The organism is Hymenobacter canadensis, assembly GCF_027359925.1.
GTDB lineage: Bacteria > Bacteroidota > Bacteroidia > Cytophagales > Hymenobacteraceae > Hymenobacter > Hymenobacter canadensis.
Genome location: NZ_CP114767.1, coordinates 3,894,080 through 3,919,821, shown reverse-complemented (window position 1 = coordinate 3,919,821; position 25,742 = coordinate 3,894,080). Strand labels below are relative to the sequence as shown.

The window sequence follows — 25,742 nt, the reverse complement described above, 5'->3', positions numbered from 1 at the left end:
CACATCATAGAGAAAACTACCGCCTTTAGCTGCCATGAGAATTGATTGTTGGAAAGAAGTGATGGTTGGGTGAAAACGCGAAAAACTCGGGGATGAATAAGGGAATTTGCTGCAGAAAGCAGGAGCGGTTCTTAGTTGAGGCTGGTGTTGGTGCCCATGCCGATCTGAATCATAGCAGTGCGGAAACCAATGAAGGAGCGCGAAGAATCCTGGTACTCGAAGTTGCGAGTGCCCGTTTCGAGGAAGTAGGCAATGTCTTTCCACGAACCGCCACGTACTACTTTGCGCGGCTCATTATCATCCGGATTGGTTGGGTTCATGTCCCACACCACTGGTACTGAGGCTTCCATGTAGGCATCATCACACCACTCCGACACGTTACCCGACATATCGTAGAGGCCAAAGTCGTTCGGGAAGAATGAGCCGACCGGCGAAGTGTAGGCGTAACCATCGGAAGCGTAGTCACCACGGCCGGGCTTGAAGTTGGCCAGCATGCAGCCTTTGGAGTTGCGCAGATATGGGCCACCCCAAGGGTAAGTAGCCAGGTCGCGGCCACCGCGGGCAGCGTATTCCCACTCAGCCTCCGAAGGCAAGCGGAAGTTTGGCGTTGGGGCCAGACCAGCTTCTTCGTTGGCGGCGTTTTTGTTTTTGGTGCGCCAGTTGCAGAAATACTTGGCGGCAAACCAGTCAACACCCACTACCGGGTAGTCGTCGAAAGCCGGATGGGTGTAGTAGTACTCCATCAGCGGGTCGCCCATGTGGTAGGTGAAGTCGCGCACCCATACCGTAGTATCCGGATACAGCTCGGTCATCACATACTCCTCGCCCAACACGTCAATCGAGTCCTGCCGGATAGCGTTCATGAATTGACGGTATTCGTTGTTCGTGATTTCAGTCTCATCCATGTAGAAGCCGGCAATAGTTACCTGCTTGTTCATATTCACCATAGATGCTGATATATCCTGGTCAGTCTGGCCCATGTGGAACGTACCACCGGGGCAGGGAACCATGCCGAAAGGAACTTCCTGAGGATTGAACTCGGGACGGTCCTCTGCTCCGACCAGGTCACCCTGCGGGCCCTTGCCAAAACCACAGCCTCCCAAAATCAGAGCCGAAATGGCAACGAGAGGCAATAAGAGAAACTTGTTCATGTTAGGAAGAAAATGACTGTTGAGCCGGCGATATCCGAAGATTACAATTTTGTGAGCTGGCAAATCTAGCGAAACTTACGTTCGTGCGCAAGCCTATCGCTCAATGCCGGTCGTTTGTCTATGAACTGACGGTAATGCCAGTTAAACGATGAAGGGCAATGAGTTAGTGCGTACTGCCTAGAAATCCTTTCTCCACATAACCAGGGCACCGAAATGGTCCACTACAGTCAGAAAGACTAGAAACTATACCGCGGCGTACGAATGGCCGGACGGATAAGCATGCCAGGCTTAGGCAGACGGTAGGACAGCATAATCTCGTGCGAGCTTAGTGCACGAGCATCTTGATTAAATGCAACAAAGTCGAACGCGTAGCCTATTCGCAGTGCGTTATCCTTGGCCAGCGCCAAGCCAGCCATGCCAGTGAACGATTCCTGGTAGCGGTAACCAAGACCTCCCCAGAATTTGTCGTTGAAGGTAGCCCGTACGTTTGCTTCGTACGAATTATTTTTGAAGGTAAATTTTCCGCTGTCACCGAACTTGCCGGGCATCACCATCTTGACTAACACAGAAGGTGTTACCACAACGGAAGACGAAGCTTCGATATTGTAGCCGGCCGTCAGGTACGAGTGGTTTTCGGCAATGAACTGGGCCGTGTTGTCACCAGCTTCACTTCGGAATCTGTAGTTGGAGCGGAGCAGGTTGTTGGCGCTAAGGCCCGCATACAGCGTGGGCGATTCATACCAAAGACCGGCGCCCACATCGAACTTATTATCAGATCCTTCCAGCGGCACGCTGGGGTCGTTGGGGTCAATAAACCGGTGGCGGCCGCTGCTCAGGTTATTGAATAGTCCCTGGATGCCTAAGCCCAACAGCCCCTCTCCTACTTTTATGTGCTTGGAATACGAGAGCTGCGCATTCACCATCTTCATCACGGCAAACTTGTCGTAGCTCACGCTCAGACCGAGACCACCGCCTATTGCCCGAACTGGCAGGGAGGCGGTGAAAAGCCCGGTTTGGGGCGAACCTCCATCATCGAAAGAAGCATTGTAGCCCAGATACTGGTAGCGACCAATTGATGTAATTTCTCCCTGTCCCTTGATGCCTGCATAAGCAGGATTCAGGTACATACCATTGAAGCCGTAGTGCGTGAACTGGGGTTGCTGCTGTCCCAAGGCAGCACCTGCAGTAGCAGTCAAAAATAATAAGGAGAGTAGTGTTCCTTTCATACAAAGACTTGATTTTGGGACCGTTACAAGGATGGCAAGGTAACGTAAGCTATTTCCAAATGTATGCAAAAAACCCTGTGCAACAAATCCTGAGCAAAAAACAAAAGAGGAAGCAGAATTAACGGCTTCCTCTCTTATTTCCTGTTAGGCATTTTGCTTGCCTGATTTGTTTTTCTCTTTCCCTACATCCGAGCTGTGATGGTGGCGGATGTATGCTTCGATGGCCCCAGTCATGGAAGGAGCGTTGGGGTGCGGCGCCTCGATATCGAGTTCCAGGCCTGCATCTATTACCGCTTTGGCAGTTGTAGGGCCAAAGGCAGCGATACGCGTGCCATTTTGTTCAAAATTAGGAAAGTTGATGAACAGCGAACTGATACCGGACGGGCTGAAAAACGCAATACAATCGTATTTCACATCCGACAGATCCGACAGGTCGCTGGCGACCGTGCGGTAGATAACGGCCTCCGTGAATTTGAAGCCGTTGGCCCGCATGAATTCCGGAATGTCGTCCTTGCGGATATCCGAGCACGGATACAGGAATTTCTCTGTCTTATGCTTCTTGATAACTTCAAACAGGTCTACCGCAGTGCGTTGGCCCACGAATAGCTTCCGTTTGCGCAACACGATATACTTCTGCAGGTAGTTAGCGGTCTGCTCGGAAATACAGAAGTATTTCATTTCGGCTGGCATCTCCAGCTTGGCTTCCTGACAAATCCGGAAGAAGTGGTCGACGGCATTGCGGCTGGTGAAAATCACAGCCGTATGCTCCAGGATATTTACCTTTTCCTTACGAAAATCTTTGTATGAAACCGGCTGAACGTCAATAAATTCACGAAAATCCACCTTGATACCATACTTCTCGGCAATAGAGAAATAAGGTGATACGTCGTTGGTGGGCTTAGGCTGGGTGACAAGAATGCTGCTGATTCGGTTAGCATGACGGCCCGTACCCGGTTTGTCTTTGCTCTCGGCCATATTGTAAAGAAAAGGGTAAGTCTAGGGCAATAAGGAGATGATGACAGCCTGGGCAGTGAGCACCAAGAACTTAGTAGGTGAAAACGATCAACTTGAGCAGAATGACCAGTGGAATCACTTCTGTGGCGCAAAGGTACGAAAACAAATGTAGATTTAGCAGTGAGGCTCTACGATGAATCGTGCGCGCTACGCGTACCACCGTGCCGACCAACAGCAAGGAAACCACCCCGTTGGACACCCACAGTACCGCGGCTGGCAGGGTCTGGTTCAGGCCCAGATACAGCAGCATTACCAACGGCAAACAGAGACCCAGAAAGAGCAGGGTGCGGATGAATTCCCGGTACTGGACGGCCACCAGCTCCCCGACATCGAAAATATAGCCCATCAGCTCTAGGAAGAGGTATTTGCCCATCACAAAAGCGGCTATCATGGCGGTGTAGAGCAATATGCGGGGCACTAGGGCCGACTCCGGCACGTTGAACAGGCGCTGCAGCATGGCAATGTTCTGCACGTTGGTATGGATGGCAACCAGCAGCAGCGCAAAAGAGAGCGAGAAGACAATAACCAGCAGGATATTGAGCCAGGTTACGGTGGGCTTTACCAGAAACTCCTGCTCAGCCGTAGACTTGCTCCAGACGTTATTGACCTGATAGATGCGCGCAAACCCGGGCTGATATACCGCCCTAATGCTGCCATAGAGCAGCCCGATCAGCAGCAGAAAGAGCAGGAAAACGTTTTCGCCAGGATGGCTGCGCGCCAGTGGCTGTGCCAGCAGGGAAGCCCCAGGGGCCTTGGCCGGGCCAGCCTGTGCGGCTGGGGCAGCCGGGCGCACGTCTACGAAGGAGCTTAAGTTGGGAGCAACCTGGGGATGCCACACGCAGAGCAGGTGCGACCCGGGTACCGAGCCTGCTGGGAGCAGCCGGGCCAGATCCAGGGTATAGGCCGCCGCTGATGGCGCCGTGAATACCAGGCGGTTGTCCAGAAACAGGCTCTGTCCTTTGCGGGCCGTGAAGGACACCACAAACGGCCGTTGCGGCCGCAGCGTCAGCCACTGATAGTAGGCGTGCGCCGGGGCGTGGTAGTCGGGCAGGTAGAGCACGAGCCGGTTGCGAGCCTCGTCATGGATGAGCCAGTCGGGGGAGAGGCCACTGCGCAGGGCGGGTGGCAGCGGCCGGTACTCGGCGGCCGGCGCATTGTAGAAGGCCAACAGGCATAGCAGGCACAGCAGCAGATGCTGTGCTGATGACCATACGCTGCGGGGCCGGCAACTCATTTCGGGGGCTGTAGGATGCTTCAGGAAGCTACCCGTTGCTCGGCACTGCGGCTACGGTACACGCCCAGAAACACGCTCAGCACAATGGAAAAGCCGACCAGACAGCCGATAAGAATGGTGTTGCCGAGGTAGGCGAAGTTAATAACGAACAGAATCACCACCAGATTGAGCAAGGCCAGCAGCACAACGGTACTGATCTGCTGGAAGCCCATGGCCAGAATCCGATGGTGGACGTGGTTTTTATCGGGTGAGAACGGCGAGCGGCCAGCCATCATGCGCACGATAAACACCCGCAGCGTATCGAAGAGCGGCACGAACAGGATGCCGGCCGCTACCGACGGGGCCGAAGATCCGAATGGCTGGCCCACCTTCAGGCCCATTTCGATGAACTGAATGGTGAGCACCGATACGATGAAGCCGCACACCAGCGAGCCGGTGTCGCCCATGAAGATGGTGGCGCGGTGGAAGTTGTAGCGCAGAAACCCGATGATACCGCCCATCAGACACACCGACACGAACACGTAGTTGCTGAAGCTAGGGCCGCCGTAGCGCACAAAGTAGTAGCCGAGCGTGCTGACTATGGTCAGGACGATGGTGCCGGCGAGGCCGTCGAGGCCGTCGATGAGGTTGATGGCGTTGGTGATGCCCACGATGGCCAGGAAGGTGACGGCGTAGCTGATGCCTACGGGCAGCTCCTGAATCCCGAGGATGCCCTGGAAGCTGGTCAGGCGCACATCGGCCATAATCATGACGATACCCGTGGCCAGCAGCTGACCTACAAATTTCTTGGACACCGAAATCGATACCAGATCGTCTTTGAGGCCCACGAAAAACAGCACGATACAGCCGGCCAGCAGCTGCTGGATGCCGTTGCCCAAATCGGCGAAGATGGTGAGCGCCGACATGAAGCCGGCAAACACCGCCACCCCACCCAGCCGCGGCGTCAGCGACTCGTGCACGGTACGCACGTTGGGCGTATCGAGCATGTTTTTGAGGTGCGCGATATAAATAATGGACGGCACAGCGAACAGCGCCACCAGAAACGCCCAAAGAAAGGACAAGCTTAATTGTATGCCGAGGGGGGTCATAAGCAGGCAGCGTGAAGGGAAGCAGCGGAGGCACAGGCCGGGAACTGCAAATTAGGAGCTAAACATGCAGCACACCGTCCTGACCAAGCAGGGTGATGGGCGTCAGGTTGGCGGGTACGATGGAATCGGGAACGAAGATGAATTTCTTATCGAAAATCTGCGCGTCGCGGTAGTAGCTCACCCAGTATTGGTTGTTGAGGTGAAACAGGGCCGGGTCGATGGGCTCTACCGGGACGGCGCTGCGCGCCTCTACCTCGGCAAATACATGGCGCAGCGTGGACGTTTTTACCGCCTCGCCGTCGGGCTGGGTGCCGTAGCCGTGCGAGTTAACGATGACGTTCTGCAGGGCGTAGTCGTTGTGGTTGATCAGGTAGACCAGCCAGCCCTGCTTGCCTTCTTCGGTCGCCGCGGCTTCCTCGGGCACTACGGCTACCGTTACGCCCTCTACCGGGTCGAATTTGATGTCTTCTTTCATGCGGATACGTCAGATACAGGCGCCGGCAGCACCGGATGCCCGGTGGCCAGCTGTAATTCGGCTTCGAACAGGCGCGACAGGTGCGGCAGCAGGCGCGCCGACACTTCAGCCAGCGGCACCTCGCGGCCCAGCTCCTGCGCCATGGAGGTCACGGCTTTGTCGGTGATGCCGCAGGGCACAATGTGGCCGAAATACGACAGGTCGGTGTTGACGTTGAGGGCGAAGCCGTGCATGGTTACCCAGCGGCTGCACTTCACGCCCATCGCGCAGATTTTGCGCGGGTTCGGGGCTCCTTCCTCGAAGTCGAACCACACACCGGTGAGGCCGGCAATGCGGCCGGCGCGCAGGCCGTAGTCGGCCAGCGTCAGGATGATGGCTTCTTCCAGCAGCCGCAGGTAGCGGTGGATGTCGGTGAAGAAGTTGTCGAGGTCGAGGATGGGGTAGCCCACCAGCTGGCCGGGGCCGTGGTAGGTGATGTCGCCGCCGCGGTTGATGCGGTGGAAGGTGGCGCCGTGGGTAGCCAGGCCGGCTTCATCGAGCAGCAGGTGCTCGGGCTTGCCGCTTTTGCCCAGCGTATACACCGGCGGATGCTCGCATAGCAGCAGGTAGTTGGCTGTGGCCTGCGGCGCGTGGCCGGCCTCCACAGCCTGCCGGTTGTGGGTTTTGACGCTCAGCGTATGCGCCAGCAGTTGCTCCTGATACGCCCAGGCTGCTTCGTAGCCGATCAGGCCCAATTGTTCCACCCGAATCAGCTGGCTGGCAGCGGCTGGCGCAGCACCGTGGGCCGGAGCCACAGCAGGAGGCGTTACAGAAAGGGAATTTGCTAGCATGGCAATGGGGCACTTGGCAACGAACAACACACACGCTGGCCGGGGTAGGCGCTGAAATAGGCGGCGCGGCGCAAAGGCCTTTCCCGGAAAACGTGCAAAGTTACTAGATTCGACACCAAACTCAATTTGCCGTTCGGCACCCAACGACTCCTTTTCCTCGCACCTGATGGCAACTGCCGCGCATGAACTGGGCCACGCTGGCGAGCAAGCCGCCGCAGATTATCTGGTGCGCCAGGGCCTGGAGGTGCTGCACCGCGGCTACCGGCATGGCCGCGCCGAAGTCGACCTAATTGCCCGGCAGGGCCGGCAGCTGCTGGTGTTTGTAGAAGTGAAGGCCCGCTCCTCCAGCCAGTACGGTTACCCCGAAACCTTCGTCTCGGAGCGCAAGAAGCAGCTGTTCCGGCTCGCCGCCGAGCAGCTGCAGCTGGACCTGGACTGGCCCGGCGACATTCGGTTCGACATCCTGGCCGTGACACCTGTAGCCGGTGGCTTCCGCATCGAGCACTTCGAGGACGCGTTTTACTGAACGGCGACAAGGCTGAATGGTCGAATGGCGGGCCGCTCAACTATTCAGCCCTGTCGCCATTCAACGCTTATTTCCGGCTGCCGGGGCGGTCAGTCACGGCGTCGCGCTTGTCGAACTTATCCTTCTCGAAGACCATCACGCCATTGCGGTTGTATTCCTTCACCAGCACCGGCTCTGCCACTTCCGGGTCGAAGCCGGACTCGCCGTAGGTATACACGTAGTGCCGACGGTCTTTGGTATTGCGGAAGCCCCAGTATTTGGTCCACTCCCCTACTTTCTTACCGTTCTCGAACTGGCCTTCCCACTCCCGCTTGCCGGTTTCCGTGAACTTCACATAGTCGCCTTCCAGCTTGCCGTTCAGGTAGGGCACCACCTCTTTCAGGAGCTTTTTGTCGGCGTCGTAGTAGGTCACGTTGGCGTCGCGCGGGAAGCCCATTTCGTAGTGCTGCTTATTCACCAGCACGTTGTCCTTGGTCAGCTTTTCCCAGCGCAGGTGCTTGGTGCCCATGGCGAAGAAGCCGGTTTCCACCACTTTCCCGCCCTGGTATTTCTTGTACGGGCCGTGCAGCACCTTGTCGGTGGCCGGGTTCAGCTCGGTATTGGCCTTGAAAATCTTCCGCTTGCGGGGGTTGAAATAGTACACCGAAATGGCGTAGGCATTGGGCTGCTGAAACGCCTTGAGGTAGTAAAACACCTCCAGCACCTGGTTCTTGCCTTTCGGCCCCGACTTGGTGAAGCCCTTCTTGATTCGCTCCCCGAGGAAGACGTTTTTCTTCTTCTTTTTGGCCTGCCGCTGCGCCAGCTTCTGCTTTTCCTTGTCGGCTTTCTCCTGCTCTTTGGTCAGGCCCAGCTTTTTGGCTTCCAGCGAAGGAGCGTTGGTGGTGTCGCGGGTGGTGGTGAGCGTATCGGCCACTAGGGCCGTGCTGCCCGCGTCGGGGCGGCTGTTGAAGGACACCGTCTTTTTGGAGCAGGCCTCCAGCGCACCGGCGGCAACCAGCAGCAGCAATAAAATATGCGGACGTAGAAAGCGCATTGGCAGAAGTACAGGCAGTTTTCGCAGCATCAAACGTAAAGATAAAGGGATTTGGTGCCCAGCAGAGTAGCTGAGTATTGGAGTAGCTGAGTATTGGAGTAGCTGAGCAGCCTTACAAACGGGGGCGCTATTGCTGGCTGCAGGCTTTCCGCACAATGCTGCCGCTTCAAACAAAAGCACCGGCCGCCACTGGCAACCGGTGCTTTTATACCGTTTAAAACTACTGATACTTTTTTGTACTACTCAGCAGCCAGCAAATCGGCGCTACGCTTCACAAACGCGGTTAGCGCCTCGCCTTTCAACATGTTCTGAGCCAGCAAGGCCAGGTCGAAAGCCTGGCGGGCCAGCTTCTGGCCGGCTTCGCCCTCGGCTTGCAGCACGCGCTGGGCCACGGGGTGGTTGGCATTCACGCTCACGGTGTAGCTGTCGGGCAGCGAGCCAAACATCTGCATGCCGCCGCCACCGCCGGAGCGCTGCATGTCCTTCATGCGGCGCATGAACTCGGGCAGCGTGATGATAACCGGCGCATCCTGCGGCGAGAGGGCCTCCACCTGCACGTGCATCTGCTCGTTGCTGATGGCCGTTTTGAACAGCTCCTGCAGCTTGGTTTTGTCGTCGTCGCTGAGGACGCTTTCGGTGGTTTCCTCTTTCTCGATCAGCTTACCAACCGTGTCAGCATCCACGCGCTTGAAAGTGGTTTTCTCCAGCTTCTGCTCCAGCTGCCCGATGAAATGCGAATCGAGCGGGCCGTTGAGGTCCAGCACGTCGTAGCCGCGCTCCGTGGCAGCCTGCACGAAGCCGTGCTGCGCCTCGGCGTCGGTGGTGTAGAGCACTACCGTTTGCTCCGATTTGTCTTTCTGGTTGGCCTGCACGAATTCCTGATACTCGGGCAGCGTGAACAGCTTGCCGGCCACGTTCTGCACCAGGGCAAAGTCCTTGGCCTTATCGTAGAACTTCTCGTCGGAGAGCATGCCGTACTTCACGAACATGCCGATATCCGACCACTTGGCCTCGTAGCCGGCGCGGTCCTGCTTGAAGAGGCTGCTGAGCTTGTCGGCGACCTTCTTGGTGATGTAGGTGTTGATTTTGCGCACCGCGGCGTCGGCCTGCAGGAAGCTGCGCGACACGTTCAGCGGAATATCGGGCGAGTCGATGACGCCGTGCAGCAGCATCAGGAACTCGGGCACCACGTCCTTCACCTCGTCGGTGATAAACACCTGGCGCGAGTAGAGCTGGATTTTGTTGCGCTGGAACTGCAGCTCGTCCTTCACTTTCGGGAAGTACAGGATGCCGGTCAGGTTGAACGGGTAGTCGACGTTGAGGTGAATCCAGAACAGCGGCGGCTCCGAAAACGGATACAGCTCCTGGTAGAAGCTCACGTAGTCTTCATCGGTGAGCTCCGAGGGCTGCTTGGTCCAGATGGGGGCCGTCTGGTTGATGGTTTCGCCCTCAAACTCGATTTCGATGGGCAGGAACTTGCAGTACTTGGTGAGGATGCCCTTCAGGCGGGCGGGCTCCAGAAACTCGTCGGAATCGTCGGCTACGTGCAGCACCACGTCGGTGCCGCGCTCGGCCTTGGCGTGCTCGCCGGTGGGCTCATCGAGGGTAAATTCGGTGCTACCGTCGCAAATCCAGTGGGCGGTCAGGGTGTCGTCTTTGTACGACTTCGACCAGATTTCCACTTCCTTGGCAACCATAAAGGCCGAGTAGAAGCCCAGGCCAAACTGCCCGATAATCTGGTCTTTGGTGACGGCGTCCTTCTCCTTATACTGCTCCACAAACTCCGTGGCGCCCGAGAAGGCAATCTGGTTGATATACTTCTTAATTTCCTCGGCCGTCATGCCCAGGCCGCGGTCCGAAATCGTGATTTTGCGGGCCTCCTTATCCACGGTCACCCGTACTTTCAGGTCGCCCAGCTCGCCTTTGAACTCGCCCAGCTGCGCCAGGCTCTTGAGTTTCTGGGTGGCATCTACCGCATTGCTGACCAGCTCCCGCAGGAAAATCTCGTGGTCGGAATACAGGAACTTCTTGATGATGGGAAAGATATTCTCGGTATGGATCGAGATACTGCCTTTCTCTTGCATGGCGCGTGAAAAATGGAGGTGAACAAGTAAAAACCGGACGATCTGCCAGTCACCCAGGGCGCTGGCGTCGTTGACCGGTGCGGTTCAAATCCTATTCCACCCTGCCGGGCGCTGTCATCCTGACAGCGTTCAGCGTCCTATAAACTGCACTTTCGACTGACTTCTGGCGCGGCCGTTGTGCCATTCCTGCTCCATAGCGGCCACTACGGCTTCGCCGTTGGCCAGCCAATCCAGGGCCGAATAATCATCGGAAAAGAAATGCACCTGCACATCGAGGTAGAAGCGGCCGTCGTTCACCACATTCTCCACCACCAGCTGGTTGTGCAGGCTGCCCGGCAGCACCAGCGCCAGATGCTGCAGCTGCATGATGCGCGAGCGGGGCAGCCATTCTTCGCTCAGCCACGCTTGCTCGCGGGGGCCCACCGGCGGCATGGTGCTGGTGTCGGCCAGCATGTGTGTGATGCCGTAGCGGGCGGTGTGGTTGAGCAGCTGGTTGAAGGCCAGCTGGAAGGCCGGCAGCTGCATGGGGCCCCGCCACTGCCAGCGCAATAGCTTCAATTCGGGCTGTAATTGAAGGATTAATGAATCGTGGAGATGCAACATAGCCGTCCGGGCGGCTCTAACCTAGCAGCTGCGGATGGTACGAAAGTAGAGTCCGACCCGGCGCGGCGCTGGGGTTTTCGGCTGTTCCGGCTGGTATCCGGACGAACGGTTGCTTTTCGCCGACGGAGAAATCAGGCGGCTATTGCCCACCGCGGCAGTGGCGCATTTGCAGGCGCTGCCGGGCCTGCGGCCGGCATGCTCAGGGTGTGTTCGGGCGCTGCGGCAGAAACCCGGAAAATGGTAGCAGGCCGGCGGTAGCCCAGCCGGCCCGGCCGGTAGTTGAAGGATGTTTTCCTCATACAAACAGGGCCTCGGCAGCCGGAGCGAGGGGTTGCAGCAGCGCAGGGCGCAGCACCTTGGCAACGCGGATAATCAGGCGGGCAGTTAGCTTTTTCATTGGAGTAGAGACTAGTAAAAATCCTGCCACAAAGGTCGGATGGGCATATTGCCCACACGTTTTCATGCAGTTATGCTTTCGTGAACTACCAACCAGCCCCTACTGCGCATTCCGGATACTGCGAGTCGGAATTGAAATTTCCGTGTACATTTGCTGCGGTTCGACACATTGTTGCATAATGCAAACCCTTCGCTCCCGGCTGGCTATCCTGCTGCTGCTCTGCTTCACGCGGGTGCTGCTGCCGGAGGCGTGGGTGCTGAACCTGCACGCTCACGAACACACATCGGAGGAGCCCGCGCAGCTGCCCGGAGCCGGCAAAGACAAGGCCCTGCTGAGTGCCAGGCACCAGCACTGCGCCGTCGACCATTTCTGCGACGTGCCGTTTCAGCCGGCTATGGCCGTGCAGCTGCCCGAGGTTTTCCGGGCGTATCAGCGGAGCGTTGCCACGCCGGTAGTAGCCGTCTGGCGGGCCGCCCTGTGCCGCCCGGCAGATTTGCGCGGCCCGCCCAGCCTGAGCTAAACCCGTTATAGGCCGCCTTGGCGGCTTCGGCGTTGCCTGCCGAAGCGCCCCGCGTCTGGTTTTCCAGACCTTCTCCCCTGCCCGCCAGCTTACGGCCAGGCACGGAGGCGGCCGGTTTAGTTGCTCATCGGCTCCTTTCCTTTTCTTATGCTTTTCCGTGTTCCGGCTGCGCCGGGGGCGGCGTGGCGCTGGCTGTGGCTGCTGCTCCTGTGGGGCGCAACGCAGCCGGCGGGCGCGCAGCCCGGGTGCACCCTGACCGTCAGCGGGCGCGTGGCCGACCACGAGTCGCGGGCGGCGCTGCCCGGCGCTACCCTGGTGGTGCTGGGCACCCAGCTGGCTACCCAAACCGACATCGACGGCCATTATCACCTAGCGCTTTGTCCCGGCTCCTACCGCGTGCAGGTCAGCTTTGTGGGCTACGCGCCCGAGGTGCTGGACCTGCGCCTGACCACTGCCTCAGCCGTGCGCGACGTGCAGCTGCACCCCGATGCCGTGCTGCTGCGCGGGGCTGTGGTGCGGGGCGAGCGGCTGGCCGCGCCCACCACCCAGACCACCGCGGCCCTCACCGGCCAGGCCCTGCAGCAAACCCGCGGCCAGGCCCTGGGCGAAGCGCTGCAGCGCGTGAGCGGCGTAACGGCCATCCAGACCGGCCCCGGCATCTTCAAGCCCATGATTCATGGGCTGCACTCCAACCGCGTGACGCTGCTCAACAACGGCGTGCGTCAGGAAGGGCAACAGTGGGGCGTGGAACACGGCCCGGAAATCGACCCGTTTATTGCTTCGCGGCTGACGGTGGTGAAGGGCGCGGCCAGCGTCCGCTACGGCTCTGATGCCATTGGCGGCGTGGTGCTGGTGGAGCCCAAGCCCCTGCGCGACTCGGCGGGCGTGGGCGGCGAGCTGAACCTGGTGGGCATGAGCAACAACGGCTTGGGCGCCGCGTCGGGCACACTGGAAGGTAACTTCCGGCAGCTACCGGCTCTGAGCTGGCGCGCCCAGGGCACGCTGCGCAAGGCCGGCACCATGCGCGCGCCGGGCTACTACCTGAAGAATTCGGGCTTCGAGGAAGGCAACTTTTCCGGGGCCGTGGGCTGGAGAAAAGACGGGTACAGCGTGGAGGCCTTCTACAGCCAGTTCAACAGCCGCATTGGCATTCTGCCGGCCGCCCACGCCGGCAACCAGTCCGACCTGCTGCTGGCCGTGGGCCGGGAACGGCCGCTGGAAACCACCGGCTTCTCCTACGACATCATCCGGGCCTACCAGCAGGTGCGCCACGACGTGGCCAAGCTCAGCGGCTTTGTGCGCACCGGCAACGCTGGCCGCCTGCAACTCACGCTCAGCCACCAGACCGACTTCCGTGACGAGTACGACAAGGCCCGCCCGCGCAACGACGAGCGGGCCGCCGCCGGCAAGCCGGAGCTGAGCTACACCAACCGCACCAGCATCGGGGAGCTGCTGTGGGAGCACCGGCCCTGGCACGGCTTTACGGGCAGCGTGGGCATGTCGGGCACGTACCAGGCCAACCGCTACGCCGCTGGCAGCCGGCAGTTCATCCCGTTCTACACCAACCTGGCCGGTGGCGCCTTCCTGATTGAAAAGTGGCAGCAGGGCCGCTGGCTGCTGGAAGGCGGCCTGCGCCTGGACCGCCGCGACCTGGCCGTGCGCCGCGCCGACCGCGACACGACGGGCGCCTTCTTCGTGGACCGCAGCCGCTTTCAGTATACCACGCCCGCCGCCTCGCTGGGGGCCACCTACGATGCATCGGCCCACCTCACGCTGGGGTTGAACGCTGGCCTGACTCGCCGCGCGCCGGCCGCCAACGAGCGGTTCAGCGACGGGGTGCACAACGGCATGTATGAGTTGGGCAATGACCTGATGCCCGGCAACGCCCCGCTCACGCCCGAAACGGCCCTCAACGTGGGCCTTACGGCCACGCTGCACCACAACCCGCGCTTTAATAGTGAGCTGACGGTGTACCAAAACCGCATCCGGGGCTTCATCTACCAGGTGCCGCTGCTGCCGCTGGTCCAGACCATCCGGGGCGCGCACATCAGCTGGCAGTTTCTGCAAACCGATGCCACGTTTCGGGGCCTGGACCTGAGCAGTTCCTATCTGCTTACACCGCAGCTGCTGCTGAACCTGAAAGGCTCGGTGGTGCGCACCCGCGACACGCGCGCCAACGAGTGGCAGATTCTGATGCCTGCCGACCGCGCCGAAGTATCGGTGCGCTACGACTGGCCTGCGACTGGCCCGGCTGGCCGCCTGCGCAGCCCTTACGCCCAGCTGGGCGGCGTGGCCGTGGCGCGCCAGACCCGCGTGCCCCGCAACTACGAGGCCCGCGACCTGCTGGCCCCGCCCGCCGGCTACGGCCTGCTGAATCTGGAGCTGGGTGGCACCGTGCGCTGGGGCCGCCTGCCGCTGGACCTGAGCGTGGCGGGCAGTAACCTGCTCAACCACCGCTACCGCGACTACCTCAACCGCTACCGCTACTTCACCAACGAAATGGGCCGCAACGTGACACTGCGCGTGCGCGTGCCGCTCGAATTCAATGGCCGCTAAAGCTGGCTACCAAATGCTTTTTCAACCTCGTTTCTTTTCCACTCTCCTTTTTTTATGATGAACAATCCCCTGCTTTCCAAGCCCTTGCTGGCCCTGCTGGTGGCCGCGCCCCTGTTCAGCGCCTGCAGCAACAATGACGATGACCCGACGCCCGACGAAGACAACGAGCAAATCACGACGCTGACCTACACGCTCACGCCGCAGGGCGGTGGCACGCCGGTTTCCATCACCTACCGCGACTTGGACGGCGACGGTGGCGCAGCGGCCACTATCTCGCCGGCCACTCTGGTGCTGGCCCCCGGCACCACCTACACCGGCACGGTGGCCATGCTGGACGAGACCAAGACGCCCGCCGAAAACATCGCGGCCGAAGTGCTGGAGGAAAGCGACGAGCACCTGCTGGTATTTATGCCTTCCGGGGTCAACCTCACCGTCACGGCCACTGATAAGGACCGCAACAACCTGCCTATTGGCCTGGCCACCCAGGCCGTAGCGGGCACAGCCAATGCCGCCGGCACCACCGGCTCGCTCAAAATCACGTTGCGCCACCAGCCCGGCACCAAAGACGGCTCCGCCACCCCCGGCGACACCGACGTGGAAGTGACCTTCCCCACGGCCGTGCGGTAAGTTGGGGATGAGGTGAATCGTGATGAGGTGATGAGGTGACAGGTGACAGGTGACAGGTGACAGGTGACAAAGGAAGAACGTCACTCCGAGCAGAGCGAGGAATCTCGCCAGCGGGCTAATTCCCCACAACTGTGTCACCTGAGAAAACCCGTCTGGCTCCCCCTCTCTGAAGGAGAGGGGGCCGGGGGGTGAGGTACTGGCGAGATGCTTCGGCTGCGCCTCTGCATGACGTTCAACCTCATCACCATTCACCTCATCACCCAAAAAAATATAGCGGGGCTGGCTGCAAACGGCTCCGCGCCTTTTCTCCCTGGTTTGGTTGTGGAGAACAACGGGAAAGCTCCGGCCGGTGGCCGGGGCCTTCTTTTATTTGGGGCCAACGCATCCTGCGGGCTCGTTTGCCGTTCATTCGCCTGCGCTCAATTTTGGTTTATATGCTTCGTTCTTTCCTCACGGCCGGCTGTCTGCTGGGTGCCGGCAGCGTGCTGGCCCAAACTCCGCCCGCCCGCCCGGCCCGCACGGTGGCCCCGGCCACGCCCGTTACCGGCCGCATCACCGATGCGGCCACCGGCGAGGCCCTGCCCGGCGCCACCCTGTACTTCTCCGACCTTAAGCAGGCCACGTCCACCGATGCAGCCGGCAACTTCCGGTTTGCCAACCTGCCCAAAGGCCGGTTTCTGGTGCAGGTGCGCTTTGTGGGCTACACGCCGGTAGTGCGCACCGTGGACACCGGCACCGGCCAGCCCCTCGACGTGGCCCTCACGCCCGCCGAAACCGAAATCGGGCAGGTGATTGTGACAGGCGTTTCGGCCAGCACCGAAATGCGCCGCTCGGCCATCCCGACCAGCGTGGTGGACCAGACGCGCCTGCGCCAGACCTCGGCCACCAACGCCGTGGACGCCATTGCGCACACGCCCGGCCTCAGCCAGATTACCACCGGTGCCGCCATCAGCAAGCCCATTATCCGGGGGCTGGGGGCCAACCGCGTCATCACGCTCAACAACGGCGCCAAGCAGGAAGGCCAGCAGTGGGGCGACGAGCACGGCATTGAAATCGACGAGTTCGGCATCGACCGGGTGGAAATCATCAAGGGGCCCGGCTCCTTATTGTATGGCTCCGACGGGCTGGCTGGCGTCATCAACTTTCTGGCGCCTGACCCGGTGGAGGACGGCCGCATTGTGGGCTCGGTGGCGGCCAACTACCAGACCAACAACCGCCAGCAGGGCTACTCGCTCTGGAACGCCGGCAACCTCAACGGCCTGAACTGGCAGGTGCGCGGCTCGGGCAAAGTGGCCGGCGCCTACCAAAACCGCTTCGACGGCCGCGTGTACAACTCCGGCTTCCGGGAGCTGAACGGCAGCGGCTACGTGGGCCTCAACAAAAGCTGGGGCTACTCCCACCTCACCGTCAGCAGCTTCAACCAGATTCTGGGGCTGATTGAGGGCGAGCGGGACTCCACGTCGGGCCGGTTTCTGAAGACCGTGAGTTTGGGTGGGGACGCATTGGCCGGCGTGATTACCGACGACGACGACCTGCGCACCCTCAACCTGGCCGTGCCACGCCAGCAGATCAACCACCTGCGCATCGGCACCGACAACAACTTCATTCTGGGCCAGCACCGCCTCACGCTGAACGTGGGCTGGCAGCAGAACCTGCGCCGCGAGTTCGGCAACCCGGCCGACTACTACGAGAAGTCGCTGTTCTTCCAGCTGCGCACTGTGGACTACGCCTTGCGCTGGTTTCTGCCCGAAATGAACGGCTGGAATACCACCGTGGGCGTGAGCGGTATGCAGCAGGAAAACCAGAACAAGGGCGTGGAATTCCTGATTCCGGCCTACCGCCTGCTCGATGGCGGCCTGTTCGGCGTCACCAAAAAGAGCTTCGGCAAGCTGGACCTGAGCGGCGGCCTGCGCTACGATGCGCGCCGTATCACGGCCGATGCGCTGTACCTCAACGACGACGAGCAGCCGGTGCCCGCCGGCCAGGGCGAAACCAAGTTTGCCGGCTTCCGGAGCACCTTCCGCAACGTGAGCGGCAGCGTGGGCGGGGCCTATAATTTCAACGACAAGTGGCTGCTGAAAGCCAACGTGGCCCGCGGCTTCCGGGCGCCCAATATTGCCGAGCTGGGCTCCAATGGTATCCACGAGGGCACCGTGCGCTACGAAATCGGGGAGCCGGGTTTGCGGGCCGAAACCAGCCTGCAGGTGGATGGCGGCCTGAGCTTCGTGTCGGACCACGTGAGCTTGTCGGCTGATGTGTTCCGCAACCAGATCAGCAACTACATCTTCCCGCGGGCCCTGAGCACGCCCACCGGACAGGACTCGGTGTCGGTGGACGGCGACCGGGTGTTCCGCTACGGGCAGGGCGATGCGCGGCTGGCCGGCGGCGAAATCAGCCTCGACCTGCACCCCCACCCGCTCGACTGGCTGCACTTCGAAAACAGCTTCTCCATGGTGCGGGCGCTGCAGTTCGACCAGCCCGAAGGCCAGCAGAACCTGCCCTTCATTCCAGCCGACCGGCTGCAGTCGGAGCTGCGGGTGAACTTCAGCAAGGTGGGCACCTCGCGGCTGCGCAACCTCTACGCCCGCGGCACCGTGGAGCACAACTTCCAGCAGAACCGCATCTTCTCGGCCTTCGACACCGAAACCCGCACGCCGGGCTACACCCTCGTGAACCTGGGCCTAGGCTCCGACCTGACCAATGCCAAAGACAAAACGCTGTTTTCGGTGTACCTGACGCTGAATAACGTGTTTGATGTGGCGTACCAGAACCACCTCAGCCGCCTGAAATACACGGCTATCAACTACGCCACCGGCCGGCAGGGCGTGTTCAACATGGGCCGCAACCTGAGCGTGAAACTGATTGTGCCGTTGTCGTTCAGATAGGTTTCTTCGTAGCAGGCTGTAGCGCGAACTACAAAGTTCGCGCTACTGTCTACGGTAAACCACTGCACGCAAGCCCCTCATGCCCCACGACCACGCCGGCCACGACCACGCCCACCACCACGGCCCGCCCGCCGACGGTAATTTCAGCAAAGCGTTTGGCTGGGGTATTGCCCTGAACCTGCTGTTTGTGGCCGGCGAAACGGCCGGCGGGCTGTGGGCCAACTCCTCGGCGCTGCTTTCCGATGCGGGCCACAACCTATCCGATGTACTGAGCCTGGCTCTGGCCTGGGGCGCCACGCTGCTAGCCCGGCGGCGCGCCGCCGAGCGGTTCACGTACGGCTACAAGGGCGCCACCATTCAGGCAGCGCTGCTGAACGCGGCCCTGCTGTATCTGGCGCTGGGCTTTATTCTCTGGGACACCATCGACCATTTGCGCCATCCGGCGCCGGTGAACGGGCCGGTGGTGATGGCGCTGGCCGGGCTGGGCGTGCTCATCAACGGCTTCACAGCCTGGCTATTCCGCAGTGGGCAAAAAGGCGACGTGAACGTGCGCGGCGCTTACCTGCACATGCTCACTGATATGCTGGTGTCGGTGGGCGTGGTGGTGGGCGGGGCGCTGGTGTACTACACCGGCTGGCTCTGGCTCGATCCGGCCATCAGCTTCGTGATTCTGGCGGTAGTGGGCTTCGGCTCTTGGGGGCTGTTGCGCGAAACCATGCAGCTGGGGTTGCAGGCAGCCCCGGCCGGCATTGAAGTGGCAGCGGTGCGGCAGTTTCTGCTGGCCCGTCCCGGCGTCACGGCCCTCCACGACCTGCACATCTGGCCCCTCAGCACCCAGGACACGGCCCTGACTGTGCACCTCGTGCGCCCCGGCGCCACCAACGGCAACCAGTTCCTGCGCGAGCTGCAGCACGATTTACTCCACGAGTTCAACATCCGCCACTGCACCGTGCAGCTGGAAGACGAATTCCCGCTGATGGGCGCCCACGGCTGCTGCGACGAACAGGTGGCGTAAAGGCAATGGTAAGAGAATACAAACGCATTCTGACTGACGAGAGCCTCCACCTGATGGGGGCGCTGGAAGGATATTGCCCGGTTCAGGCAGAAGGTACCGTTGATTCCAGTCCCTTCTATTTCCACGCCCGCTGGCACGAATGGAGCTTCACTATTTCCGAAACAACAGACGTTAGCGCCGTGGATATGTCGGCCATGCTGCAAGCAGATGCCTTCGGGTTTCAGGTCACTGGTACAACAGCAGAATCCTATGATGCAGGCTGGATGGAGTTTGATGAAGCGGAAAGAATCATCAAACAGTGCAGCAGGCAGTATCTGGAGTTGAAGAGCAAGTAAATCTTCGTAATCTGCGGGCCCTAATTTCCTTTCCCGCATGAAACCCGCTACTACTGCTTCTCCCCCCAGATCTACCGGCTTGCTGAGTGCCATTGTCGTCGTGGCCGCGCTGGGCTACTTCGTGGATATCTACGACCTAATCCTGTTCAGCATTGTGCGCGTGCAGAGCCTCAACGAGCTGGGCATCACAGCCAAGGAGGCCGTCACCAACCAGGGCCTCTACCTCATCAACATGCAGATGGGCGGCATGCTGCTGGGCGGCGTGCTGTGGGGCATTCTGGGCGACAAAAAAGGCCGGCTGTCGGTGCTGTTCGGCTCCATCCTGATTTATTCGCTGGCCAACATTGCCAATGGCTTCGTGCAGACCATTGAGCAGTACGCCTGGCTGCGGCTGATTGCCGGCATTGGGCTGGCCGGGGAGCTGGGCGCGGGCATCACGCTGGTGTCGGAAACCCTGCCCAAGGAAAAGCGCGGCTACGGCACCATGATTGTCGCCACGGTGGGCGTGTCGGGCGCCATGCTGGCCTACTGGGTAGGCGACAGGTTTGGCTGGCGCAACGCCTATTTCGTGGGTGGCGGGCTGGGCCTGGCGCTGCTGGCGTTGCGGGTGGGCGTGTACGAGTCGGGCATGTTCGAGCAAACCAAAAAGAGCGAGGTAGAGCGCGGCAATTTCTTCGCCCTGTTCACCAACCGGGCCCGGATGGCGCGCTACGTCAAGTGCCTGCTGATTGGGGTGCCGCTGTGGTTTGTGGTGGGCATCCTCATTACGCTGGCCCCCGAGTTCGGAGCCGAAATGGGCATTACGGGGCCCGTTACGGCCGGACTGGGCGTGTTCTGGTGCTACTTTGGGCTGGTATTCGGCGACTTTGCCAGCGGCACCCTGAGCCAGGTGCTGCGCAGCCGCAACCGCGCGCTACAGCTGTTTCTGGTGTTTTGCGGCCTGATGGTGGCCGTGTACCTGTTTGCCCTGAAGGGCGCTACACCAACCGTTTTCTATGTAGCGTGCTTCGTGCTGGGCATTTCGGTGGGCTTCTGGGCGTTGTTCGTGACGGTGGCCGCCGAGCAGTTCGGCACCAACCTGCGCGCCACCGTGGCCACCACGGCCCCCAACTTTGCGCGCGGCTCCGTGATTGTGCTCGTGCCGCTGTTTCAGGCGCTGCGCGGGCCGCTGGGGCTGCTGGGCAGCGCCGCTGTGCTCGGGCTGGTGTCGTTGGTGGTGGCGTTCTGGGCCGTGAGCACCCTGCCCGAAAGCTTCGGCAAGGATCTGGACTTCGTGGAAGAATAGCCGAAGCTCAACTTTGGCGGCCGGCGCGCGTACAAGGCGCGGATTTCATTTCGACTTCCACCCCCTCCCCATGAAAAAAATCTTTGCCATTCTGGCCGTTGCAGCCCTCGCCCTAACCGCCTCCCACGCGCAGGCGCAGACCGCCACCGACTCGACGCAGATGCGCCTGCAGATGCAGCAGCAGCGCGCCGCCGAAGCCAAAGCCGCCCTTGATGCCCGCAAGCAGGAGAGCACGACCACGGCCGGCAGCGTGGATAACACCAAAGCGCAGATGCGCGACCAGCAGAATGCCTTGCGCGAGCAGAAGCGCCAGATGAAAGAGCAGAAGCTGGAGCTCAAGCGCCAGCAGGACGTGGCCAAGGAGGCCCGTCGCCAGGAAAGCGCCGCCAAAACGGCCATGCGTGATGAAAAGCGCAAAGCCCGCGAGGCCAAGAAAGCCACCAAGATGTAATCACTTCACGGTTGTTGCTTTCCGTAAGAAACTCCGGCTTTTAGCCGGAGTTTTTGCGTAATACCCTACTCATTCTTTCAGCCTACGGCACCTTTTCACCCTCCTTATATGGCCAACCAACCGACCAAAAATACCCCGATGTTCTACGCCTGGCACCATTTCGTGCTGCTGCCTGCTGCCCTCATTCTGGCCGGCTACGGCATCCGGCGCTACTTGGACGTGGCTGGCGAAGACTCCGAAATTTCGCGCCTTTGGTTTACCGTCATGGCGCTGGCTGTAGTGGGCCTGGGTGTGCTGGTGATGCTACGCCAGCACTACGCCCTGCAGCTGCAGGACCGCCTGATTCGGCTGGAGGTGCGCCAGCGCTACTTTGAGGTGACGGGCCAGAGCCTGCGCCCGCTGGAAAGCCAGCTGGAAACCGGCCAGATCCTGGCCCTGCGCTTTGCCGGCGACGCCGAGCTGGCCGACCTCACGCAGGCCGCCATCCGCGAAAAGCTCAGCTCCAAAGACATTCAGGCCCGCATCAAGGACTTCCATTTCGACCATCTGCGGGTGTGACGCCGACAGGCCTGACGGGCTGAAAAGCACAGGGGCTTGGATTTTTTGGGCGACTTTTGTGTTCCCCTATTCCTCGCGCCTGCTTTCCGGCTCAGCTCCGGCTTTCCGCAGCTTAACAGGCCACTGCTTCGGCGAGCCAACCATAACCCCCAAGTTCCTCACCACCATGATTCTATACAACGTCACGACCAGCCTCGATCCGGAAATTGAAGAGCAATGGGTGTCGTATATGCAGCAGACGCACATGCCAGAAGTAATGGCAACCGGCTTCTTCGTGAAAAGCCAGCTCTGCCGGCTGCTCAATGAAGAAGACAACGGCATCACCTACGCCTCGCAGTACTACTGCGTGAGCCTGGAGCAGCTGGAGGAATACCAGCAACTGGCCGCCCCCATCCTCATTCAGGAGATGGAGAAGCACTTTGGCGGCCGCTACGCGTCCTTCCGCACCATGCTGGAAGTGCTGGGCTAAACGCTTCGATTAACAACGCAAAAGACGGCCATTCCCGCGCGGAATGGCCGTCTTTTACGTTTACTGCCCTTGCTGCACGGCGGCTTCTGCGGCCGGGTCGCAGGCGTAGGCGTGGAGCTGCTCGTGGCTGAGGTTGCCGTTGTCCCACTCGGGGTCGAGGTTGGCACCCAGCTTTTTGTAGAAGCCAATGGCGGGCTCGTTCCACTTCAGCACCTGCCACTTCATGCGGTTGGCCCCCGTCTGCCGGGCTTCGGCCACCACGGCATCAAAAAGCTTACGGCCCAGGCCGGTGCCGCGCTGCGCTTCGGTCACCACCAAGTCTTCCAGGAACAACATCCGGCCCTTCCAGGTGGAGTAGGCCGTGTAGTAAAGTGCAATGCCGATGATGCGGGCGGCCGCGTCCTCGGCCACAAAAAAGCTGAAAATCGGTTCCGGCCCGAAGCCGTCGCGCTGCATATCGGACAGCGTGTTCGTGACTTCGTGGGGAGCCTTTTCGTATTCGGCCAGCTCCTGAATCAGGGCCAGCACCTGCGGCAGATCGGCCTCGCGGCCCCGGCGGATATTCATAGTAGTGAGTGTAAGGGGTGAGTAAGGAAAGCGCGAGCGTGCACTCTGGGGCTCGGTTCTGAAAAAGAAAAATGAGCAACAGCCTCAAGGCCACTGCTCATTTTTCTTTTTCATTGCGCGCGGCAATTACATCACCGGCTGCATCTTTTTGATGTCCTCCGTGGCGTTCAGGGCGTTTATCTCGCGGTTAGCGGGGTCTACCTTGCCGCCGGTCGTGTCGGCGGGAGCCAGGTATTCGAGCGGCTTCACGGTCACGTTTTCGTCAGTTTTGTAATCGGGGTTGCTGCAAGACGTGGCAGACAGCATCAGCGAGCCGGCCAACAGACCGAAAAGGAGCGTTTTTTTCATATAAAAAGCAGAAAGTCAGAAGCAATTACGTGCATTGCGGCCGCGAAGATACGGCAAATGAGTTGTCGGTTGATAGTTGTCCGTTGTCAGTTGTCAAAACTAAGCCAGCAGGCAGCCTTTCCTCCATCTGCCTGAACGGACTGACAACAGACAACTACCAACTGACAACTCTTACTTGCCGTACGGATTCACGCCCATGCTGTGGAAGGCGAAGGACCACACGTCGGCCCACTCCTCAATTTGCAGCTTAGTGCTTTTGCCCGCGCCGTGGCCGGCGTTTACGTCCACCCGGATGAGCTGGGGGCGGGGGCCGGAGTTAGCGGCCTGCAACGCGGCGGCAAACTTGAAGGAGTGCGCGGGCACCACCCGGTCGTCGTGGTCGGCGGTGGTAATCATGGTGGCGGGGTAGGTGGTGCCGGCCTTCAGCGTGTGCAGGGGCGAGAACTTGTAGAGGTTCTGGAACTGCGCGTAGTTGTCGCTGGTGCCGTACTCGGGGGCCCAGTTCCAGCCGATGGTGAACTTCTGGTAGCGCAGCATGTCCATCACGCCCACGGCCGGGAAGGCCACGCCGCACAGGTCGGGGCGCTGGGTCATGGTGGCGCCCACCAGCAGGCCGCCGTTGGAGCCGCCGGCCATGGCCAGCTTCTCGGTGCTGGTGTAGCCCTGCACTTTCAGGTACTCGGCGGCCGCAATGAAGTCGTCGAACACGTTCTGCTTATTGGGCGTCATGCCGGCCTGGTGCCACTTTTCGCCGTATTCGCCGCCGCCCCGCAGGTTCGGGATGGCCAGGATGCCGCCGTTTTCCAGCCACAGTATGCGCGCCACCGAGAAGCCCGGCGTGAGCGAGATATTGAAGCCGCCATAAGCGTACAGGTAGGTCGGGTTCTGGCCGTTGAGCTTCACGCCTTTCTTGTGGGTGATGAACATCGGAATCTTGGTGCCGTCCTTGCTGGCGTAGAACACCTGGGTGGTCACGTAGTCCTCGGGCTTCACGTCCACGGTGGGGGCGCGGAACACGGTGCTGGTGTTCGAGGCGAGGTCGTACTTATAGATGGTAGTCGGGTACGTGAACGAGGTGAAGGCGTAGTATACCGACTTCGAGTCGCGCTTGCCGCCGAAGCCGCTGGCCGTGCCGATGGCGGGCAGGGCCACATCGTGCTTGAACTCGCCCTTCTCGGTGTACACTTTGATGAGGCTGCTGGCGTCCTTCAGGTACGAGGCCACCAGGTAGCCGCCCACGTGGTCTACGCCTTCCAGCTTCTGCTCGGTCTGGGGCAGCACCTCTTTCCAGTTGGCCTCCTGGGACTTTTTGGGGTCGATGAGCACCACCCGGTAGTTGGGGGCCTTGTAGTTGGTTTGCACCAGCAGCTGGCCGCCCACGTTGCCGACCACCGAGTTGTTGTCGTCGTAGCTGTTGATGATGGTGGTGAAGCTGTTGGCCTGCTTGGGGTCGGTCAGGTCGCGCACCAGCAGGCGGTTGCCGTCGGCTTTGCCATCGGTGAGGTAGAGCACCAGGAACCGCTCGTCCTCGGTGGTGCCCACCGTGCGGAAGCCCAGGGCCATTTTGGCGTCCTCGTACACCAGCTTGTCGGCGCTCTGGGGCTTGCCGAGCTGGTGGTAGTACACCTTGTGGTACTCGTTTTTGCCGGAAAGCTGGTTTTCGCCCTTTTTCGGCGCGTCGTAGCGGCTGTAGAAGAAGCCGTCCTTGTACCAGGCCGCGCCCGATACCTTCACCCACTGCAGCTCATCGGCGAGCGGCTGGCGGGTTTTCAGGTCGAGCACTTTCAGCTTCTGCCAGTCGGAGCCGCCGCCGCTGGTGGCGTAGGCCATGTAGCGGTGGTCGGGCGAGAAGTAGGTGCCGGCCAGCGCTGTGGTGCCGTCAGCCGAGAACTTGTTGGGGTCGAGCAGCAGATCGGGCTGGCCTTCCTGACCGTCCTGCTGGGTGTAGAGCACTGCCTGGTTCTGCAGGCCGTCGTTCTTGCTGAAATAGAGCTGGCTGCCCTCCTGCTGCGGAATCCCGAATTTCTCGTAGTTCCAGAGCTTGGTGAGCCGCTCCCGGATTTTGTCGCGGAACGGAATCTGCTCCAGGTAGCCGAAGGTCACTTTATTTTCGGCCGTCACCCAAGCCTTGGTGTCGGGCGAGTCGAGGTCTTCGAGCCAGCGGTAGGGGTCGGCCACGGAGGTGCCGAAGTAGTCGTCCTTGTGGTCGACTTTCCGGGTTTCGGGGTATTGCACGGGAGCGGAAGTAGAGGTAGAAACGGTGGTAGCACCGGCCCCGGGGGCCGTCGGCTGGGTGGAGCGGCACGAGGCCAGCGCCGCCAGGGCTACCACGGGAAGTATGAATTTCTGCATTGGATGGGAATAGCGGGAGAAGCGCCGAAGATAAATCACAGATGTTGCAGATCGGCCGTATGCCACAGATTCTTTCCACTCAGAACAATCTGATTGGCTCATCTGTACCAACA

At 60.4% G+C, this 25,742-nt stretch carries 24 protein-coding genes; 11 read left to right on the top strand and 13 right to left on the bottom strand.

The features are described 5' to 3' along the window. Positions 1-131: 131 nt before the first annotated feature. The 7 genes from porK to lipB all read right to left on the bottom strand — a co-directional run bounded on the left by porK (position 132) and on the right by lipB (position 7,018). A complete protein-coding gene (gene porK / locus O3303_RS16785) occupies positions 132-1,151 on the bottom strand; it encodes a T9SS ring complex lipoprotein PorK/GldK (RefSeq protein WP_269559532.1) in 1,020 nt (339 codons plus the stop codon). Between the two features lie 236 nt (positions 1,152-1,387). After that, the gene (locus tag O3303_RS16780) at positions 1,388-2,377 is read right to left on the bottom strand and encodes a PorP/SprF family type IX secretion system membrane protein (protein WP_269559531.1); all 990 of its coding nucleotides are present in this window, start codon (positions 2,375-2,377) and stop codon (positions 1,388-1,390) included. Positions 2,378-2,521: 144 nt separating this feature from the next. Next, on the bottom strand, positions 2,522-3,352 hold the full coding sequence (locus O3303_RS16775; RefSeq protein ID WP_269559530.1) for a uroporphyrinogen-III synthase: 831 nt from the start codon (positions 3,350-3,352) through the stop codon (positions 2,522-2,524). Between the two features lie 70 nt (positions 3,353-3,422). Beyond that, the gene (locus O3303_RS16770) at positions 3,423-4,559 is read right to left on the bottom strand and encodes a DUF4271 domain-containing protein (protein ID WP_269559529.1); all 1,137 of its coding nucleotides are present in this window, start codon (positions 4,557-4,559) and stop codon (positions 3,423-3,425) included. 86 nt (positions 4,560-4,645) lie between these two features. After that, positions 4,646-5,686, bottom strand: a complete 1,041-nt coding sequence (locus O3303_RS16765; protein ID WP_269559528.1) for an MraY family glycosyltransferase — start codon at positions 5,684-5,686, stop codon at positions 4,646-4,648. 85 nt (positions 5,687-5,771) lie between these two features. Further along, a complete protein-coding gene (locus tag O3303_RS16760) occupies positions 5,772-6,188 on the bottom strand; it encodes a hypothetical protein (protein ID WP_269559527.1) in 417 nt (138 codons plus the stop codon). After that, positions 6,185-7,018 carry a lipoyl(octanoyl) transferase LipB gene (lipB, locus tag O3303_RS16755; RefSeq protein ID WP_269559526.1) on the bottom strand — a complete coding sequence of 278 codons (834 nt, stop codon included), beginning with the start codon at positions 7,016-7,018 and terminating at the stop codon, positions 6,185-6,187. The genes O3303_RS16760 and lipB overlap by 4 nt, the downstream gene beginning before the upstream one ends. A gap of 166 nt (positions 7,019-7,184) precedes the next feature. Between lipB and O3303_RS16750 the strand changes: the two genes are divergently transcribed. Then, a complete protein-coding gene (locus tag O3303_RS16750) occupies positions 7,185-7,544 on the top strand; it encodes a YraN family protein (protein ID WP_269559525.1) in 360 nt (119 codons plus the stop codon). Positions 7,545-7,611: 67 nt separating this feature from the next. On the opposite strand, the gene O3303_RS16745 is transcribed toward O3303_RS16750, so the two are convergent. From O3303_RS16745 to O3303_RS16735, 3 genes are all read right to left on the bottom strand, one after another. Next, complete coding sequence (locus O3303_RS16745; RefSeq protein WP_269559524.1) at positions 7,612-8,577, bottom strand: toxin-antitoxin system YwqK family antitoxin; 966 nt, start codon at positions 8,575-8,577, stop codon at positions 7,612-7,614. A 239-nt stretch (positions 8,578-8,816) separates the two neighbouring features. Next, positions 8,817-10,661 carry a molecular chaperone HtpG gene (htpG, locus tag O3303_RS16740; protein WP_269559523.1) on the bottom strand — a complete coding sequence of 615 codons (1,845 nt, stop codon included), beginning with the start codon at positions 10,659-10,661 and terminating at the stop codon, positions 8,817-8,819. A gap of 129 nt (positions 10,662-10,790) precedes the next feature. Beyond that, positions 10,791-11,219, bottom strand: a complete 429-nt coding sequence (locus tag O3303_RS16735) for a hypothetical protein (RefSeq protein WP_269559522.1) — start codon at positions 11,217-11,219, stop codon at positions 10,791-10,793. Between the two features lie 620 nt (positions 11,220-11,839). On the opposite strand from O3303_RS16735, the gene O3303_RS16730 reads away from it, so the two are divergent. The 10 genes from O3303_RS16730 (at position 11,840) to O3303_RS16685 (ending at position 22,362) form a co-directional block, all read left to right on the top strand. Further along, complete coding sequence (locus tag O3303_RS16730; protein ID WP_269559521.1) at positions 11,840-12,181, top strand: hypothetical protein; 342 nt, start codon at positions 11,840-11,842, stop codon at positions 12,179-12,181. A 147-nt stretch (positions 12,182-12,328) separates the two neighbouring features. Then, complete coding sequence (locus O3303_RS16725) at positions 12,329-14,737, top strand: TonB-dependent receptor (protein WP_269559520.1); 2,409 nt, start codon at positions 12,329-12,331, stop codon at positions 14,735-14,737. A 54-nt stretch (positions 14,738-14,791) separates the two neighbouring features. Then, positions 14,792-15,364, top strand: coding sequence for a hypothetical protein (locus O3303_RS16720; RefSeq protein ID WP_269559519.1), 573 nt, complete (start codon positions 14,792-14,794; stop codon positions 15,362-15,364). A 434-nt stretch (positions 15,365-15,798) separates the two neighbouring features. Next, positions 15,799-18,249 carry a TonB-dependent receptor gene (locus tag O3303_RS16715; RefSeq protein ID WP_269559518.1) on the top strand — a complete coding sequence of 817 codons (2,451 nt, stop codon included), beginning with the start codon at positions 15,799-15,801 and terminating at the stop codon, positions 18,247-18,249. 79 nt (positions 18,250-18,328) lie between these two features. Next, complete coding sequence (locus tag O3303_RS16710; protein ID WP_269559517.1) at positions 18,329-19,264, top strand: cation diffusion facilitator family transporter; 936 nt, start codon at positions 18,329-18,331, stop codon at positions 19,262-19,264. A gap of 5 nt (positions 19,265-19,269) precedes the next feature. Further along, entirely contained in the window at positions 19,270-19,599 is a 330-nt protein-coding gene (locus O3303_RS16705) for a hypothetical protein (protein WP_269559516.1), read from the top strand. Between the two features lie 37 nt (positions 19,600-19,636). After that, positions 19,637-20,884 (top strand): MFS transporter, encoded by a 1,248-nt coding sequence (locus tag O3303_RS16700; RefSeq protein ID WP_269559515.1) that lies wholly within the window; start codon positions 19,637-19,639, stop codon positions 20,882-20,884. Positions 20,885-20,954: 70 nt separating this feature from the next. Beyond that, positions 20,955-21,335: a hypothetical protein gene (locus tag O3303_RS16695; RefSeq protein ID WP_269559514.1), complete on the top strand. Its 381-nt coding sequence runs from the start codon at positions 20,955-20,957 to the stop codon at positions 21,333-21,335. A gap of 108 nt (positions 21,336-21,443) precedes the next feature. Next, positions 21,444-21,893 carry a DUF6526 family protein gene (locus O3303_RS16690; RefSeq protein WP_269559513.1) on the top strand — a complete coding sequence of 150 codons (450 nt, stop codon included), beginning with the start codon at positions 21,444-21,446 and terminating at the stop codon, positions 21,891-21,893. A gap of 58 nt (positions 21,894-21,951) precedes the next feature. Continuing rightward, positions 21,952-22,362 (top strand): DUF4286 family protein, encoded by a 411-nt coding sequence (locus O3303_RS16685; RefSeq protein ID WP_269559512.1) that lies wholly within the window; start codon positions 21,952-21,954, stop codon positions 22,360-22,362. Positions 22,363-22,422: 60 nt separating this feature from the next. On the opposite strand, the gene O3303_RS16680 is transcribed toward O3303_RS16685, so the two are convergent. The 3 genes from O3303_RS16680 to O3303_RS16670 all read right to left on the bottom strand — a co-directional run bounded on the left by O3303_RS16680 (position 22,423) and on the right by O3303_RS16670 (position 25,629). Then, positions 22,423-22,929 carry a GNAT family N-acetyltransferase gene (locus tag O3303_RS16680; RefSeq protein WP_269559511.1) on the bottom strand — a complete coding sequence of 169 codons (507 nt, stop codon included), beginning with the start codon at positions 22,927-22,929 and terminating at the stop codon, positions 22,423-22,425. Positions 22,930-23,055: 126 nt separating this feature from the next. Beyond that, a complete protein-coding gene (locus O3303_RS16675) occupies positions 23,056-23,277 on the bottom strand; it encodes a hypothetical protein (protein WP_269559510.1) in 222 nt (73 codons plus the stop codon). 171 nt (positions 23,278-23,448) lie between these two features. Then, positions 23,449-25,629: a prolyl oligopeptidase family serine peptidase gene (locus O3303_RS16670; protein ID WP_269559509.1), complete on the bottom strand. Its 2,181-nt coding sequence runs from the start codon at positions 25,627-25,629 to the stop codon at positions 23,449-23,451. Positions 25,630-25,742: the final 113 nt, after the last annotated feature.

Coding starts and splice junctions, on each gene's coding strand:
- O3303_RS16775 (WP_269559530.1), bottom strand. CDS start 3,352: ATGGCCGAGAGCAAAGACAAACCGGGTACGGGCCGTCATGCTAACCGA.
- O3303_RS16730 (WP_269559521.1), top strand. CDS start 11,840: ATGCAAACCCTTCGCTCCCGGCTGGCTATCCTGCTGCTGCTCTGCTTC.
- O3303_RS16675 (WP_269559510.1), bottom strand. CDS start 23,277: ATGAAAAAAACGCTCCTTTTCGGTCTGTTGGCCGGCTCGCTGATGCTG.
- O3303_RS16705 (WP_269559516.1), top strand. CDS start 19,270: ATGGTAAGAGAATACAAACGCATTCTGACTGACGAGAGCCTCCACCTG.
- O3303_RS16745 (WP_269559524.1), bottom strand. CDS start 8,577: ATGCGCTTTCTACGTCCGCATATTTTATTGCTGCTGCTGGTTGCCGCC.
- O3303_RS16780 (WP_269559531.1), bottom strand. CDS start 2,377: ATGAAAGGAACACTACTCTCCTTATTATTTTTGACTGCTACTGCAGGT.
- O3303_RS16715 (WP_269559518.1), top strand. CDS start 15,799: ATGCTTCGTTCTTTCCTCACGGCCGGCTGTCTGCTGGGTGCCGGCAGC.
- O3303_RS16710 (WP_269559517.1), top strand. CDS start 18,329: ATGCCCCACGACCACGCCGGCCACGACCACGCCCACCACCACGGCCCG.
- O3303_RS16700 (WP_269559515.1), top strand. CDS start 19,637: ATGAAACCCGCTACTACTGCTTCTCCCCCCAGATCTACCGGCTTGCTG.
- htpG (WP_269559523.1), bottom strand. CDS start 10,661: ATGCAAGAGAAAGGCAGTATCTCGATCCATACCGAGAATATCTTTCCC.
- O3303_RS16695 (WP_269559514.1), top strand. CDS start 20,955: ATGAAAAAAATCTTTGCCATTCTGGCCGTTGCAGCCCTCGCCCTAACC.
- O3303_RS16760 (WP_269559527.1), bottom strand. CDS start 6,188: ATGAAAGAAGACATCAAATTCGACCCGGTAGAGGGCGTAACGGTAGCC.
- porK (WP_269559532.1), bottom strand. CDS start 1,151: ATGAACAAGTTTCTCTTATTGCCTCTCGTTGCCATTTCGGCTCTGATT.
- O3303_RS16750 (WP_269559525.1), top strand. CDS start 7,185: ATGGCAACTGCCGCGCATGAACTGGGCCACGCTGGCGAGCAAGCCGCC.
- O3303_RS16720 (WP_269559519.1), top strand. CDS start 14,792: ATGATGAACAATCCCCTGCTTTCCAAGCCCTTGCTGGCCCTGCTGGTG.
- O3303_RS16670 (WP_269559509.1), bottom strand. CDS start 25,629: ATGCAGAAATTCATACTTCCCGTGGTAGCCCTGGCGGCGCTGGCCTCG.
- O3303_RS16725 (WP_269559520.1), top strand. CDS start 12,329: ATGCTTTTCCGTGTTCCGGCTGCGCCGGGGGCGGCGTGGCGCTGGCTG.
- lipB (WP_269559526.1), bottom strand. CDS start 7,018: ATGCTAGCAAATTCCCTTTCTGTAACGCCTCCTGCTGTGGCTCCGGCC.
- O3303_RS16690 (WP_269559513.1), top strand. CDS start 21,444: ATGGCCAACCAACCGACCAAAAATACCCCGATGTTCTACGCCTGGCAC.
- O3303_RS16680 (WP_269559511.1), bottom strand. CDS start 22,929: ATGAATATCCGCCGGGGCCGCGAGGCCGATCTGCCGCAGGTGCTGGCC.